A 14154-nucleotide genomic window follows, 5' to 3' on the forward strand; every position below is an offset into this window, starting at 1 on the left:
CGCGACCGGAGAACGCCATGGACGCGTCGGCCTCGACCCGAAGCCAGCAGTACCTGACCTTCACGCTCGACGGCGAGCACTACGCCGTCGAGATCGAGCGGGTGCGCGAGGTGCTCGAGTTCACCGGGGTGAACAAGGTGCCGCGCACCCCCGACTTCCTGCGCGGCATGATCAACCTCCGGGGCGACATCGTCCCGGTGGTGGACCTGCGCCTGAAGCTCGGCCTCTCCCCCACGGAGCGGACCATCGACACCTGCGTCGTCATCACCGAGGTCACGGCCGACGGCGAGCCCCTCGTGCTCGGCGCCCTGGCCGACTCGGTCCAGGAGGTGATCGAGCTCGATCCGGCCGCCATCGCGCCGCCGCCGCGGATGGGCGCGCGGGTGGACACCGCCTTCATCCGCGGCATGGGCCGGCGCGAGGACCAGTTCCTCGTGATCCTCGACATCGAGCGGGTGCTCGCGGAGGACGGGCTGCGCGCCCTGACGGAGCCGCTGGGTGCGGGCGTCCCTCCGGGCGCGGCGCCGGACGGCGCCGGGGCGGAGCGGGTGGGCGATGCAGGGCTCGCGGGCTGATCGGCACGCGGCGGACGGCGGCCCGACCGGTCCGGCGGCGAGCTGGCTCGGCGGGCCGCCCGCGCTCTCGCCGCGCGACTTCGCGCGCCTGAGCGCGTTCATCGAGGGGCGCTGCGGCATCCGCATGCCCCCCTCGAAGCGGACGCTGCTGGAGTCGCGGCTGGGGCGCCGCGTCCGCGAGCTGGGGCTCGCCGGCTTCGGCGAGTACTGCGAGCACGTGCTGGGCGGCGCGGCAGGCGACGAGGTGGTCCGGATGGTGGATCACGTGACCACCAACAAGACGGACTTCTTCCGCGAGCCGCACCACTTCGAGCTCCTGGCCCGCGACGTGCTGCCGGCGCTCGCCGCGGAGCGCGGCGCGGGGACGCGGCGGCCGCTCCGGCTGTGGAGCGCCGGCTGTTCCACCGGCGAGGAGCCGTACACGCTGGCGATGGTGCTGCTCGAGGCCGGGCGGCAGGCGGCCGGGCTGCGCTTCGGGATCCTCGCCACCGATCTCTCCACCCGCGTGCTCGAGCGCGCGCGCGGCGCCGAGTACACCGAGGCGCAGGTCAGGCCCGTGCCGCTCGCGCTGCGGCGGCGATACCTGCTGCGCAGCGTCCGCGATCCGCAGGTCGTCCGGGTGTGCCAGCGGGTGCGCGAGCTCGTCGCGCTCGAGCAGCTCAACCTGCTGGACCCCGACTACCGGCTCCGCGACCGGATGGACGTGATCTTCTGCCGCAACGTGTTCATCTACTTCGAGCGCTCGGTGCAGGAGCGCGTCCTCCTCCAGTTCGCGCGCGTCCTCTCCCCGGGCGGCTTCCTCTTCCTGGGACACGCGGAGAGCATCGCCGGGCTGGAGGTGCCGTTCGATGCGGTGGCGCCGACCGTCTACCGCCGGCGGGAGGGCGGCTAGCGCATGCCGCCCGGGCCGGAGCGCCCCGCGCGGCGCGTGCGCGTGCTGGTGGTGGACGACTCGGCGCTGGTGCGCGAGACGCTCACGGCGGTGCTCGCCTCCGACGCCGGGATCGAGGTGATCGGCGCCGCCGGCGACCCGTACGCCGCGGTGGAGCGGATGCGCCGGCAGGCGCCCGACGTCATCACGCTCGACCTCGAGATGCCGCGCATGGACGGGCTGACCTTCCTGCGCAGGCTGATGGCGCAGCACCCGATCCCGGTGGTGATCTGCTCCAGCCTGGCGACGGCCGGCGCCGAGCCGGCCCTGCGCGCGCTGGAGTGCGGGGCGGTGGACGTGGTGGCGAAGCCGCGCGTCGGCACGCGGCGGTTCCTGGAGGAGTCGCGGGTGCGCCTCTGCGACGCGGTCAAGGCGGCCGCGCGGTCCCGGCTCGGCCGGCCGCGGGCCGGCGCGCCGCTGGTGCAGCCGAAGCTCACCGCCGACGCCGTGCTGGCCCGCCCGTGCCCGGACGCGGTGCTGCAGACGACCGAGCGGGTGGTGGTGGTGGGCGCCTCCACCGGCGGGACCGAGGCGCTGCGCGAGCTGCTCGCCGCGCTCCCGGGGGACGCGCCCGGGCTGGTGATCGTGCAGCACATGCCGGAGGTCTTCACCGCCGCCTTCGCGCGCCGCCTCGACGGGCTCTGCGCGATCGCGGTGAAGGAGGCCGCCGACGGGGACGCGGTGGTGCCGGGGCGGGCGCTGATCGCGCCCGGGAACCGGCACACGCTGCTCCGGCGCAGCGGCGCCCGCTACCACGTGGAGGTGCGGGACGGCCCGCTGGTGTCCCGCCACCGCCCCTCGGTGGACGTGCTGTTCCGATCCGCGGCGCGCTACGCGGGCCGGAACGCGGTGGGCGTCATCATGACCGGGATGGGCGACGACGGGGCGCGCGGCCTGGCCGAGCTGAAGCGCATGGGCGCCGACACGATCGCGCAGGACGAGGCCACCTCGGTCGTGTTCGGCATGCCGCGCGAGGCCATCCGGCTGGGCGCGGCGGACCGCGTGCTCCCGCTGCCGGCCATCCCGCCGGAGCTCTTGCGGCTGTGCCGCTGAGCCGCGCGCCGCGGCTACTCCTCCTGCGCCGCGGCCCCGAGCAGCTCGTCCTTCGGCTCCAGCTCCAGCACCAGCTCGACGCGCCGGTTCCGCTCGTGCGCCTCGGGCGTCGCGTCGCCGGAGAGCGGGTGCGCCGAGCCGAGGCCCACCGCGGAGAGCGCGGCCGGCCGGGCCGCGTGCGCCTGCTCCAGGTAGCCGACCACCGTGGCGGCGCGCGCCGCGGAGAGCTCCCAGTTGCTGATCCACCGCCCGCCGCCGCCCACCGGCGTCTCGTCGGTGTGGCCCTCCACCCGCAGCGGGCGGCCGAGCGGCACCAGCTCCTCCGCGATCGCGTCGAGCAGGGCCAGCGCCTGCGGCCGGAGCGCGGCCTGGCCCGGGTCGAAGAACTCGGTGGCGGCGAGCCGGACGGTGAGCCGGCGCCCCTCCACCAGCACCGAGACCACCGGCACCGGCCGGCGCTCCATCACGAACGGCCGCACGCGCCGCTCGATCCGCTTGCGCAGCAGCTCGATGCCGCGGTGCTCCTGGCGCATGCTGGTGCCGGCCTCGAGGGCCGGCCCGCCGCCCTCGCTGGGCGGCCCGTCGAACAGCGGCAGCGCCCCGGTCCCGCCGGTGCCGGAGAAGTGCATGGCCCAGCGGATGGACTCCGCCGCCTGGACCACGCGCTTGTTGTCCACGCGCGACACCGCGTACATGACCACGAAGAACGCGAACAGCAGGGTCATGAAGTCGGCGTAGGACACGAGCCAGCGCTCGTGGTTCTCGTGCTCCTCCTCGCGGCGTCGGCGGGCCATGGGTCCTCGCGCCGCCTAGGCGGCCTTGCGGCGGGGCTCCGCCTCGCGCGCGGCCGGCGGCTCCCCGCTGTAGGCGCGCAGCTTCTCCTCCAGGACGCGCGGGTTGATGCCCTCCTGGATGGCGAGCACGCCCTCGGTGACGAGCGTCTTGCGGTCGCGCTCCGCGGCCAGCTTGCGCTTCATCTTGTTCGCGAACGGGAGGAACAGGACGTTCGCGCTCCCCACGCCGTAGACGGTCGCCACGAAGGCGACGGCGATGCCGCCGCCGAGCTTGGACGGATCCGACAGGTTCTCCATCACGTGGATGAGGCCGAGCACGGCGCCGAGGATCCCGACGGTGGGGGCGAACCCGCCGGCCGCCTCCCAGACCTTCGCCCCGACCGCGCGCTCCTCGAAGTCCGCGTCCACCGCGGCCTCCAGGGTGGAGCGGGTCACCGAGGCGTCCACGCCGTCCACCACGAGCTGGAGCGCGCGGCGCAGGAACGGGTCCGGGATCCCGGGGAGCTTCCCCTCGAGCGCGAGCACGCCGTCGCGGCGCGCCACGCCGGCGTAGTCCACCAGTTCGCGCGAGAGCGCGCCCAGGTCCACCTTGCGCTCGGTGAATACGAGCTTGAGCTGCGAGAGCGCCCTGCCCACGTCGCGGCGCGGGAACGCCACCAGCACCGCGCCGAAGGTCCCGCCGAACACGATCAGCGCCGCGGTGGCCTGGAGGAGCGAGCCGACGTGCCCACCCTCCAGCGCCTGGCCCAGCAGGATGAGGCCCACGGCGACGACGATCCCGGCGATGGTGGTGACGTCCATGGCTCACTCCTCGGGTGCGGGGCGGGGGAGCGCGACGAGCGCGCCGGGCCGCGCCGGGCCCGCGGCGATCCGGCGGCGGAACGCGATCACCCGCTCGACCACCTCGTCCGGCGGCTCGCGCACCATGAGGTGCAGGCCGCCGTCGAGCAGCAGCACGGTGTCGGGGGTGGCCTCGGCGGTGAGGATCCGGTCGGCGTTGACGACGAGCGGCCTGCCGTCGAGGCGCGTGAGGACGATCATGAGCGGCTCCCGATCGTCCATCGGCACGCCGGGCGGCGGCCTTTAGCGCTTCATGGCGATGAGCTCGGAGAGGAGCTGATCGGCGGTGGTGATGGTCTTGGAGTTGGCCTGGAAGGCCCGCTGCGCCGCGATGAGCCGCACGAACTGCTCTGCCAGGTCCACGTTGGACTGCTCCAGCGAGCCGGCCACGATGGACGCGCGCCCGCCCGAGCCGGCCGCGCCCACCACCGGCTGGCCCGAGCCCGGCGTCTGCTGCAGCAGGTTGCCGCCGGCGCGATCGAGCTGGTCGGGCGCGGCGAAGCCCGCCACCGCCACCTGGCCGAGCACGCGGGTCTGGCCGTTGGTGAACACGCCGGAGATGACGCCCTCCGGCCCCACGCGGACGGAGGCGAGCTGCCCCGAGCCGTAGCCGTCCTGGCCGATGAACGTGCTGGCGGAGGCGGCCGCGAACTGGGTCACGCCGGCGAGGCCGGTCCCGCCGGCGGCGGTGGGATCGCCGAAGGAGAAGTCGAGGGGCTGGGGGGCGGCCTGGCCGGCCGGGGTGAAGCTCGAGGACTGCGTCATCGCGGTGAGCTCGCCCGCGTCGCCGAACGCGAGCGTGCCGCCGGCGATCTCGGTGAGCTGGCCGGCGGTGCCGCCGGCCACGCCGGCGCCGTCGGTGAGGGCGTGCCAGTCCCAGGCGCCGTCGCCGGTCTTGCGGAAGTAGACCTGCACCGCGTGGCTGCCGCCGAGCGCGTCGTACACCGTCATGGTGGTGGAGAAGTTCGAGGTCGCGCCCGGGCTGGCCGGATCCCACGCGGCGGCCGGCACCGCCGCGTCGGCCTGGAGGTTCGCCTTGAGCGTGAGCCGGGTGGTGGCGCGCGGCTGGGCGGAGGCGGTGCCGACGAGCAGGTCGGCGGGCAGGCCGGCCAGCGCGCCGGCGGGATCGGCGGGGAACCCCTGCACGCGCAGGCCCTCCAGGTTCACCAGGTAGCCGTCGTCGTCCACCGTGAACTGGCCGTCGCGCGTGTAGAACGTGCCGGTCTGGCCGGCGTGCGCGCCGCGCACCACGAAGAAGCCGTTGCCCTGCAGCGCCAGGTCGGTGGCGAGGCCGGTGGAGGCGAGGGCGCCCTGGGTCAGGATCTTCTGGACGCCGCCGAGGCGCGCGCCGAGGCCGATCTGGCCGTTGCCGCCGATGACGGTCTGCGAGAGGGCGTCCTCGAAGGCGGCGCGGCCGGACTTGAAGCCGACGGTGTTGGCGTTGGCGATGTTGTCGCCGACCACCGAGAGCTCGAGCGAGGAGGCCTGGAGGCCGGTGGTGCCGGAGGAGAGCGCGGTGAGGAGGGACATGGGGCTTCCTTTCGTGCGGCGGGGCTGGGGATCAGGCCGCGGGGGCGGCGAGCTGGAGGACGTCGGAGAGCTTCACGTGGCGCCCGCCCACCAGCAGCTCGGGCGCCTGGTTCTCGAAGGTGACGCCGGTGACCGTGCCGCGCAGGCTGGTGGCCGCGTCGAGCTCGGTGCCGTCGGCGCGCGTGGCGGAGACGGTGAGCAGGTAGTCGCCGGCCGGGAGCGGCTCGCCCGACGCGTCCCGGCCGTCCCAGCTCACCGGGAACGTCCCGGCCTCGCGCGCGCCGAGCGGGAGCGTGCGCACCACCCGGCCGCTCGCGTCGGCGAGGATCGCCACCGCCTCGCCGGCGTCGGCCGGGAGCGTGACCTCGAAGCGGGCGGGCGCGCCGGGGTCGAGGCGCACGCGGTCGGCGCGGAAGAGCACCTCCTTGCCCACCAGCGCCGCGGTGCCGAGCTGGTTCGACGAGGCCTGCGCCACCGCGAGCGTGTCGAGCTTGTCGCCGAGCGCGCCGAGCTGCTCGACCGACGAGAACTGCGCGAGCTGCGCCACGAACGCCTGGCTGTCCATGGGCGACAGCGGATCCTGGTGCTGGAGCTGCGTGGTGAGGAGCTTCAGGAACGCGTCCTTGCCGAGCGCGCTCGAGGCGGGCGCGGGCGCCTGGCCGGGCTGCGGGAGCGCGCCGAGGGCGCTGGTGACGGGGGAGGTGGACACGCGGGCTCCTAGGCGGTGACGTCGTGGGCGCCCCGGCGCGCGCGGGCGGCGCGCGCGGGGGCGGCAGGGAAGGGGGGAGGGGCGCGGCCGGCTCGCGCCCGGGCTCGCGGCCTCCGGAGCCGCCGCCGGAGCCGCCGCCGGTCGCGGCCTGGCCGGAGCGCTGCTCGACGGGACCCGCGGCCGGCGCGGGCGCGGCGCCGCGCGGCTCCACCTCGAGCCGGGCGAGGCCGAGCCCCTCCGCGGCGAGCGCGCGCGCGAGCTCGGGGGCGCGCGCCTCGAGCGCGGCCGCGGCGGCGGTCTCCACGCGCACGTGCGCCGCCCCATCGGCGATCCGCAGGTGCAGCGCCAGGTCGCCGAGCGCGTCGGAGCGGACCCGCAGGTGGGCGGCGGACGGGAGCAGCGCGCCCGCCACCGCGGGCTCGGCGGGCTCGGGCGGGAGCGGGGGAAGGGGCGCGCGCGGGGCCTCGGCGCGGGCCGCGGCCCCGGCATCCGGGGCGCGCGGGGTGGCGCCCTGGCCGCCCACCGGGCCGGCGCCCGCGCCGGCGTCCGCGGGTGCGGGGGCGCGCCGGTGCGCCGGCTCGGGCTCGGCGGGCGCGCCCGGGCCGCGGGGGCGGCCGCCGCGGGCGTCGCGGGCAGCCGGGATCCCGGTCTCGGCGTCGGCGAGCCGCGCGACGACCGCGGCGTGCACGGGGCTGCCGCCGGGCGTGCCCGCCGCGCCCGCGGCGGACGGGCCTGCGCCGGGCGCGCGACGGCCCGCGGGGTGCGGGCGCGGGGGCGCGGGGCGCAATCCGGTGGCGGACGCGTGTCCCCGTTCGGCCTGCGCGCCGCCGGGCGTCCGGGACGCGGCGCGGCGCGGTGCGCCCGCCTCCGGGCTCGAGGTGGTTGCCGGGCCGCCCATGCCGGGCACCGCGCCGGCGCGGTCGCCTCGGGCGCTCGCCTGGGACGGAGCGCGGGGCGCAGGGGACGGGCGGGGCGCGCCGGCGTGCGCGGCGGCCGCCAGCGCGGCCTGCGCCGCCAGCGCCGCGGGCGCGAGCGCGCCGCCGTCGGACCCCGGGGCGGCGTCGTCCACGCGCCGGCGGCCGGTCGCGGGCGCCGCGTGCCCCGGGCCGCCCGCGACGGTGCCGCCGGCGGCGCGGGCGGCGCGCTCGGCCGCGGGGTGGGCGGCGCGGAGCGCGTCCTCGAACGGCGACCCCGCGGCGTCGGTCTGCGCCGGGCGCGGCTCGGCGGCGGCGGTCGATGTGCCGGGGTGGACCGGTGCGGCGATCATGGCGCGGGGCTCCGGGCGAGCAGGGTGAGCAGCTCGGCGCCGGCGTCGGGCGCCATCCGGTCCACCACGGCGGCGGCGTCGGCCGGGCGCATCTCCCGCAGGATGGCGGCGGCCGCGCCGCGGTCCAGGTGGGCGAGCATCGCGGCGGCCTGCTCCGGGCGCAGGTTGCGGACGGTGCGCGCCGCGAGCGCCGCGGGCGTGGGCGGTGGCTTCGCGCCGGGGCGGAGGCCGGTGGGGCGCGCGGCGGGCGCGCGCGGTGCCTCCGGCGGCGCCGGGGCCTTGGAGGCGGCCGCGGCCAGCGCCTGCAGGCGGGCGGTCTCCTCGCGGAGCGCCGCGCGGGCGCGCTCGATGTCGGCGGCGAGCGCCTCGAGGCGCTGCCGCTCCTGCGCCAGCGCCGCCTGCTCGACGCGCCGGTCGCGCGCGGCGCGCTGCAGCTCCTCGCCGAGCGCGCGCCCGGAGAGCGCGGGCGGCACCGGCGCCGTGGCGGAGGGCGTCGCGGGTGCGGCCGCGGCCGGCGCAGGCGGAGCTGCGGGGGGAGCGGGCGCGTCCGCGGCGAGCAGCGCCGCGGCGAGGCAGAGGACGGCGAGGCTAGCCATGTGCGGCCTCCTTCCTCGCGGCCGGCGCGGGCGCGGGCGGGGAGAGCAGGCGCGCCAGGCGCTCCAGCGCCTCGGGCATCGGCGTCCGCTCCGCCGGGTCCTGCCGGAGGAACGTCCGGAGCGCCTCGATGCAGCGGAGCGCGCGGTCGACGCGCGGGTTTGAGCCGGCGGCGTAGGCGCCCACCTCCACGAGGTCGGCGGCCTCGCGGTGCGCCGCGAGCACCTCGCGCGCCTCGCGGGCCAGCGCCCGGTGCTCGGGCGGGACGACGTCGTTCATCACGCGCGACACCGACGCGAGCACGTCGATGGCCGGGAAGTGGCCCGACTCCGCCAGGCGGCGCGAGAGCACCAGGTGGCCGTCCAGCGTGGCGCGCGCGGCGTCGGCGATGGGATCGCCGGCGTGGTCGTCGCCCTCGGCCAGCACGGTGTAGAACGCGGTGATGCTGCCCGGGCCGGCGTCGTTGCCGGCGCGCTCGACCAGCCGCGGCAGGATGGCGAACGCCGACGGGGGGTAGCCGCGGGTGGTGGGCGGCTCGCCCGCGGCGAGGCCGATCTCGCGCTGCGCCTGCGCCACGCGCGAGAGCGAGTCCACCAGCAGGAGGACCCGGAGGCCGCGCCCGCGGAACCACTCGGCGGCGGCCGTCGCCGCCATGGCGGCGCGGAGCCGCTCGAGCGGCGAGGCGTCGCTGGTGGCCACCACCACCACCGCGCGCGCCAGGCCCGGCCCGAGGTCGCGCTCCACGAACTCGCGCACCTCGCGGCCCCGCTCGCCGATGAGGCCGACCACCACGACGTCGGCGGTGGCGGAGCGCGCCAGCATGCCGAGGAGCACGCTCTTGCCCACGCCCGGCCCGGCCATCACCGCCAGGCGCTGGCCCTCGCCGACGGTGAGGCACGCGTCCACCGCGCGGATGCCGAGCGGCACGGGCCGCTCCACCCGCCGCCGCGTGAGCGCGGGCGGCGGCGACGCGTGCAGGGCGGTGCGCTGCCGCAGCATGGGCACCGGACCGCCGTCCACCGGGCGGAGCGACGCGTCCACCACGCGCCCGAGCAGCGCCTCGCCCACCGGGATCCGATCGGCGCTGGCGCGCGGCACCACCGCGCAGCCCTCCGCCACGCCCTGGATCCCGGACAGCGGCATGAGGCGCGCCGTGCCGCCCTGGAACCCGATCACCTCCGCGAGCACCACCGCGCCGTCCTGCGCGTGGATCTCGCAGGCCGTCCCCACCGGCACCTGCGGGAGCAGCGCCTCCACGAGCAGCCCGGCCGCGCGCACCACGGTCCCGGTGAGCGGGGTGGGATCCGCGGCGGCGAGCGCGCGGGCGAGGGCGTCGCGATCCACGAGCGTCACGCGACCTCCTCCTCGGCGGCCGCCACGGCGGCGCGGTGCAGCTCCTCGAGCCGCGTGCGGAGGCGCCCGTCCACCCGGCCGAAGTCGGTGTCCACCAGGCAGTCGCCGCGCTCGAGCGACGCGTCGCCGACGAGCTCGATGGCCGCGGCCGAGAGCCCGGCGGCCTCGGCGGCGGCGGCCGGGGCGACCCGCGGCACGTCGTCGGGGTGCAGCCGCACCGTCACCCGGCGCGACCCTCCCGCCTTGCGCAGGGCCGAGCGCACCAGCGCGAACAGCGCGTCGGGCGAGGTGGCCACCTCCGCCTCCAGGATGCGCCGCGCCACCTGGAAGCCGACCTCCAGCGCGTCGGTGCGCGCCTGCTCGGCGAGGCGGGCGGCCTGCAGCCGGAGCACCTCGACCGCGTGGGCCACGCGCTCGAGCGCCTCGGCGCGCAGCGCCTCCAGCGCGGGCGCCTCGGCCGCGGGCGGCGGCTCCGGCGCGGCCCGCGGCTCGGCCGGGCGCGGCGCGGGCGGCTCGGCCGGCGGGGCGGCGGCCACCGCGAACGGCGCGGTCCGCACCGCGGGGGCAGCGGGGCGCGCGGCGAGGAAGGCGGGAGGTCTGGGCGTGCCGGTCATGGCGAAGGACCTGGCTAGAGCATCTTCTCGGCGGGGTTGACGATGGTGATGCGGCCCTCCTGCGCGAGCTCCTGGGCCGCCTTGGCGATCTCCTGCTGCGCCGCCTCCACCGAGGCGAGCTTCACCGGGCCCATGGCCGCGAGGTCGTCGGCGAGCATCTCGGCCGCGCGGGCCGAGAGGTTCTGCAGGAAGCGGTCGCGCAGCTCGGCGGTGGCGCCCTTCAGCGCGACGGTGAGCCGCTGCCCGTCGATCTCGCGCAGCAGGAGCTGCAGGTCGCGATCGGCCAGGCCGACCAGGTCGCCGAAGGTGAACAGCCGGCCCCGGAGCTCGCCGGCGAGCTGCGCGTCGTCGCGCTCGATCTCGCCGAGCACCTGCGCCTGCTCCTGCGGCGGCGAGCGGCGCAGGATCTCGAGCGCGGTGGCCTTGCCGTCCACCTTGCGCATCCCGCCCGCCACCACCGCCCTCAGCTCGGAGGAGAGCGCCTGGCCCACCTCGCGGAGCACCTCCGGCGCCACCGACTCGATGGTGGCCATGCGGCGGAGCACGTCCGGCCGGAGCTTCTCCGGCAGCCGCTCCATCACCCCCACGGCGCGGGGCCCATCGAGCGACGAGAGCACCAGCGCCACGGTCTGCGGCTGCTCGCGCTGCAGCACCATGGCGAGCGCCTCCGGATCGGCCTGCGAGACCGGGCCGAGCACCTCGTCCGGCGGGGGCGGCGGGACCACGCCGTCGAAGGCGCGCCGGGCCGCGTCGGCGCCGAGCGCGCGCTCCGCCACCTCGCGCAGCAGGTCGTCGCCGGCGGCCGCGTCGCCGCCCACCGTCTCCATGCTGGTGACGAACTGCTCCAGCGCCTCGGTGATGGCCTTCGGGCCGCGGGCGCGGAGCGCCTTGGCGCCGAGCGCGATGCGGCGCAGCTCGGCCTCGCCGAGCAGCTTGAACACCGCGCCGGCGACCTCCGGGCCGACGCCCAGCAGCACCGCGGCGGCGCGCTGCGCGCCGGGGCCGGGGCGCTCCGGGGCGGGCGCGGGCGGCGGGGAGGGTGGGGCGGGGGCGAGGTCAGGCATCGGCGTTGCTCCGCTCGGGCTGGACGGGCTGGCCCGGCTCCTGGGCGATCCAGGCCTTCAGGAGGTGGGCGGTGCGGGTGGGATCCTGGCCGGCGAGGTCGCGGGCGCGGTCGCGCAGCGTGGCGGAGGGGTCGGCCAGGGCGGCGGGCCGGGGCGCCGGCGCCCCGGGCAGCGCGGCGTCGCGGGCCAGCGCCGCCTCGATCTCGGCGACGCGGGCGCCGGGGCGGAAGGGCAGCGCCTCGGGCGCGGCGGGCGCGCGGCGGCGCAGCGCCAGCGCGAGGACCGCGAGCGCGAGCAGCGCGCCTGCGCCGAGCGCGCCCCACCGGATCGCAGGCCGCTCCAGCAGCGTGGGCGGCGGCGCCGGGGGCGGGGCGGGCTCCTCGGCGCGCACGAACGGCGACGAGGAGATCTCGAAGGTGTCGCCGCGGTCGGCGTCGAAGCCCACCGCGCGCTTGGCCAGCTCGCCCAGCCGCGCGATCTCGGCGTCGGGGCGGGGCTGCCCGCCGGCGCCGTCCACCAGCACCGCCACCGAGAGCCGCTCCAGGCGCGGCACGCGCGCCACCGAGGTGGTGGTGGTGGTGGAGACGTCGTAGTTGCGGGTCTGGTCCTCGGTGGAGGCGCTGCTGCGCCCGCGGCCGCCGGTCGCCGGGGCCGGCGGCGCGAGCGGCTGGTTGGCGGCGGCGCCGGCCACGCCGGCCGGCCCCGTGCCGTCGCTCGACGACTGCTGGGTGAGCTTGCGCTCGCTCCGCAGCGTGGCCGAGTCGGGATCGAGGACCTGGGCGCTGCTCTGGACCTCGGTCTGGTCCAGCGAGGCGGTCACGCGCGCCACCACCGCGCCCGCACCCACCGCCTGGCCGAGCAGGTCCACGATGCGCCGCTCCAGGTCGCGCTCCATCCGGCGCTGGTAGCCCATGGCCTCGCCCAGCGGGCCCTCGTCGGAGAGGACCTCGCCGCGGCCGTCCACCACCGACACGCCCGCCGGGGCCAGTCCGGGCACCGCGGAGGACACGAGGTGCCGGATGCCGGAGATCTCGCGCTGGTCGAGCGCGCGGCCCGGCTGCAGGTTCACCACCACCGCCGCCGCCGCGGGGCGGTCCTGGTCGCGGTAGAGCCCCTTCTCCGGCAGGGTGAGGTGCACGCGCGCGGAGCGGACCTGCGCGAGGCGCGAGATGGTGCGCGCCAGCTCGCCCTCGGTGGCGCGGCGCAGGTTCACCTTCTGCGTGAACTCGGAGACGCCCAGGTCGCCGCGGTCGAAGATCTCGAACCCCACGCCGCCGCCGCGCGGCAGGCCGGCGCCGGCCAGCAGCAGGCGCGCGTCGTACACGCGCGACGCGGGCACCGCCAGCGCCGAGCCGCCCGCCTCCAGCCGGTAGGGCACGCCGGCCGCGCCGAGCGCGGCGGCCGCCTCCGTCGAGTCCTCCGGCGTGAGGTTGGTGAAGGCGTACTGGTACGCCTCGGAGGAGCGAACCGCGGTCAGCGCGGCGACGCCGATGGCCGCGATCGCGCCCGCCACCAGCACCACCTTCAGGCCGCCGGGGAGGGCGCCGAGGAGGCGCGGGAGCTCGCGGAGCTGCTTGAGGAGGGGCTCCATGGACGGGTCCGGGGCGCGGCGCTACACGCTCATCCGCATGACTTCCTGGTAGGCCTCGACGAGCTTGTTGCGGACGCGGGTCGCGACCCGCATCGCCACGTCGGCCTTCTCCAGCGCGAGCGCGGTCTCGTGCAGGTTGCCCTCGCCGAGCGCGGAGCGCGCGGCCTGCGCGTCGGCCGCGCCCTGCAGCGCCTCGGCCTGCGCCAGCGCCTCGCCGAGCGCGCGTCCGAAGGCGCCGCCCTCCGGCCGCGCCGCCGGCGCCGCCGCGGGCTGGAAGAGGGCCGGGCCGATGCCGCGGATGCCGTCCATGGCCTACCTCGCGATCTCGAGGGCGCGCTGCGCCATCGTCTTGAGCGTGTCCACCGCGGTGGCGTTCGCCTCGTAGGCCTTCTGCGCCGACATGAGGTTCACGATCTCGTGCACCGGGTTGACGTCCGGGAGCGTCACGAAGCCGTCGGCGTCCGCGTCCGGGTGGGCCGGGCTGAACACGCGGCGCCCGGGGCCGTCGCCCTCTGCGATGGCGGCGACCCGCACGCCCGACGGCGACGGGCCGGCCGCGCCCAGCGCGGCGTCGAACGGCACCGCCTCGAGCACCGGGTCGAGCCGGCGGTACGGCCGGCCGTCCGGGCCGCGGGTGGTCTCGGCGTTCGCCAGGTTGGAGGCGGCGAGGTTGACGCGGACGCGCTCGGCGGCGAGGCCGGAGGCGCTGACGTTCAGGGCGGAGAGGAAGTCCATGGCGGCTCCCGGCGCTAGGCCGCGCCGTCGGAGGCGACGTAGCGGAGGATGGCGAGCTTCTTGGCGGCGGCCCGGGCGGCGGCGCCGTACTGGATGGCGTTCTCGGCGATCGCGGCGGTGGTGCGGTCGAGGTCCACCGCGTTGCCGTCGAGCCCCGGCGCGGCGCCCGGCACCTCCGCCACGAAGCGCTCCGGCGCCGCGGGGCCGGGCGGCGGCGCGACGGCGTCCGTCGTCATCACCGCGGCGAGCGTCAGGGGGATGTCGCCCGGGCGCGCCGCCACGGCCGGCGGAGGGGCCGCGGGCGCGGCCGGGCCGGGCGCGGGCGCGGCGGCCATGGCGGCGCGGAAGTCGAGGTCGAGCGGCGTGAAGCCGGGCGTGTTGGCGTTGGCGAGGTCGCCGCCGAGCACGGTCTGCCGGGCCAGCCGGACGTCGAGCGCGCGTTCCAGCGTCGAGAGCGTGGCGTCGAAGATCCTCATGCCGGCTCCCTTTGCGAGCGCCGTGCCC

The 14154-nt window shown here is 78.0% G+C and carries 16 protein-coding genes and 1 pseudogene; 3 read left to right on the forward strand and 14 right to left on the reverse strand.

Annotation, left to right across the window (positions count from 1 at the left end):
* Positions 1–17: 17 nt before the first annotated feature.
* Genes ACOQFB_RS08795 through ACOQFB_RS08805 form a run of 3 tightly spaced genes read left to right on the forward strand, consistent with a single transcriptional unit; the run spans position 18 to position 2559 of the window.
* Positions 18–575: a chemotaxis protein CheW gene (locus ACOQFB_RS08795; protein ID WP_421610859.1), complete on the forward strand. Its 558-nt coding sequence runs from the start codon at positions 18–20 to the stop codon at positions 573–575.
* On the forward strand, positions 556–1467 hold the full coding sequence (locus tag ACOQFB_RS08800; RefSeq protein ID WP_421610858.1) for a CheR family methyltransferase: 912 nt from the start codon (positions 556–558) through the stop codon (positions 1465–1467). The genes ACOQFB_RS08795 and ACOQFB_RS08800 overlap by 20 nt, the downstream gene beginning before the upstream one ends.
* Before the next feature lie 3 nt (positions 1468–1470).
* Positions 1471–2559 (forward strand): protein-glutamate methylesterase/protein-glutamine glutaminase, encoded by a 1089-nt coding sequence (locus ACOQFB_RS08805; RefSeq protein WP_421610857.1) that lies wholly within the window; start codon positions 1471–1473, stop codon positions 2557–2559.
* A 14-nt stretch (positions 2560–2573) separates the two neighbouring features.
* Here ACOQFB_RS08805 and ACOQFB_RS08810 read toward each other — a convergent pair whose 3' ends face one another.
* The 14 genes and pseudogenes from ACOQFB_RS08810 to ACOQFB_RS08875 form a co-directional block, all read right to left on the reverse strand.
* Positions 2574–3353 carry an OmpA/MotB family protein gene (locus ACOQFB_RS08810; RefSeq protein ID WP_421610856.1) on the reverse strand — a complete coding sequence of 260 codons (780 nt, stop codon included), beginning with the start codon at positions 3351–3353 and terminating at the stop codon, positions 2574–2576.
* Between the two features lie 15 nt (positions 3354–3368).
* Entirely contained in the window at positions 3369–4154 is a 786-nt protein-coding gene (locus ACOQFB_RS08815; RefSeq protein WP_059438740.1) for a flagellar motor protein, read from the reverse strand.
* Positions 4155–4157: 3 nt separating this feature from the next.
* Positions 4158–4394 (reverse strand): flagellar FlbD family protein, encoded by a 237-nt coding sequence (locus tag ACOQFB_RS08820; protein WP_059438749.1) that lies wholly within the window; start codon positions 4392–4394, stop codon positions 4158–4160.
* Positions 4395–4436: 42 nt separating this feature from the next.
* Positions 4437–5723: a flagellar hook protein FlgE gene (locus ACOQFB_RS08825; protein ID WP_421610855.1), complete on the reverse strand. Its 1287-nt coding sequence runs from the start codon at positions 5721–5723 to the stop codon at positions 4437–4439.
* A 31-nt stretch (positions 5724–5754) separates the two neighbouring features.
* Positions 5755–6432 carry a flagellar hook assembly protein FlgD gene (locus ACOQFB_RS08830; RefSeq protein ID WP_421610854.1) on the reverse strand — a complete coding sequence of 226 codons (678 nt, stop codon included), beginning with the start codon at positions 6430–6432 and terminating at the stop codon, positions 5755–5757.
* A 259-nt stretch (positions 6433–6691) separates the two neighbouring features.
* Positions 6692–7699 (reverse strand): annotated as a pseudogene (locus ACOQFB_RS08835) (flagellar hook-length control protein FliK); the annotation flags it as partial.
* Positions 7696–8295: a magnesium transporter MgtE N-terminal domain-containing protein gene (locus ACOQFB_RS08840; RefSeq protein ID WP_421611021.1), complete on the reverse strand. Its 600-nt coding sequence runs from the start codon at positions 8293–8295 to the stop codon at positions 7696–7698. The pseudogene ACOQFB_RS08835 and the gene ACOQFB_RS08840, both read right to left, overlap by 4 nt.
* The gene (locus ACOQFB_RS08845) at positions 8288–9646 is read right to left on the reverse strand and encodes a FliI/YscN family ATPase (RefSeq protein ID WP_421611022.1); all 1359 of its coding nucleotides are present in this window, start codon (positions 9644–9646) and stop codon (positions 8288–8290) included. Before ACOQFB_RS08845 ends, ACOQFB_RS08840 begins: the two co-directional genes overlap by 8 nt.
* A complete protein-coding gene (locus tag ACOQFB_RS08850) occupies positions 9643–10260 on the reverse strand; it encodes a FliH/SctL family protein (RefSeq protein WP_421611023.1) in 618 nt (205 codons plus the stop codon). The genes ACOQFB_RS08845 and ACOQFB_RS08850 overlap by 4 nt, the downstream gene beginning before the upstream one ends.
* A 14-nt stretch (positions 10261–10274) precedes the next feature.
* The gene (locus tag ACOQFB_RS08855; protein ID WP_421611024.1) at positions 10275–11324 is read right to left on the reverse strand and encodes a flagellar motor switch protein FliG; all 1050 of its coding nucleotides are present in this window, start codon (positions 11322–11324) and stop codon (positions 10275–10277) included.
* Positions 11317–12915, reverse strand: a complete 1599-nt coding sequence (fliF, locus tag ACOQFB_RS08860; protein WP_421611025.1) for a flagellar basal-body MS-ring/collar protein FliF — start codon at positions 12913–12915, stop codon at positions 11317–11319. Before fliF ends, ACOQFB_RS08855 begins: the two co-directional genes overlap by 8 nt.
* A gap of 21 nt (positions 12916–12936) precedes the next feature.
* A complete protein-coding gene (gene fliE / locus ACOQFB_RS08865; protein WP_059439593.1) occupies positions 12937–13224 on the reverse strand; it encodes a flagellar hook-basal body complex protein FliE in 288 nt (95 codons plus the stop codon).
* A gap of 3 nt (positions 13225–13227) precedes the next feature.
* Positions 13228–13650, reverse strand: a complete 423-nt coding sequence (flgC, locus tag ACOQFB_RS08870) for a flagellar basal body rod protein FlgC (protein ID WP_059439592.1) — start codon at positions 13648–13650, stop codon at positions 13228–13230.
* A gap of 14 nt (positions 13651–13664) precedes the next feature.
* Positions 13665–14126: a flagellar basal body rod protein FlgB gene (locus ACOQFB_RS08875; protein ID WP_059439595.1), complete on the reverse strand. Its 462-nt coding sequence runs from the start codon at positions 14124–14126 to the stop codon at positions 13665–13667.
* Between the last annotated feature and the right edge of the window lie 28 nt (positions 14127–14154).

This window comes from Anaeromyxobacter sp. Red801 (genome assembly GCF_049201065.2).
GTDB lineage: Bacteria > Myxococcota > Myxococcia > Myxococcales > Anaeromyxobacteraceae > Anaeromyxobacter.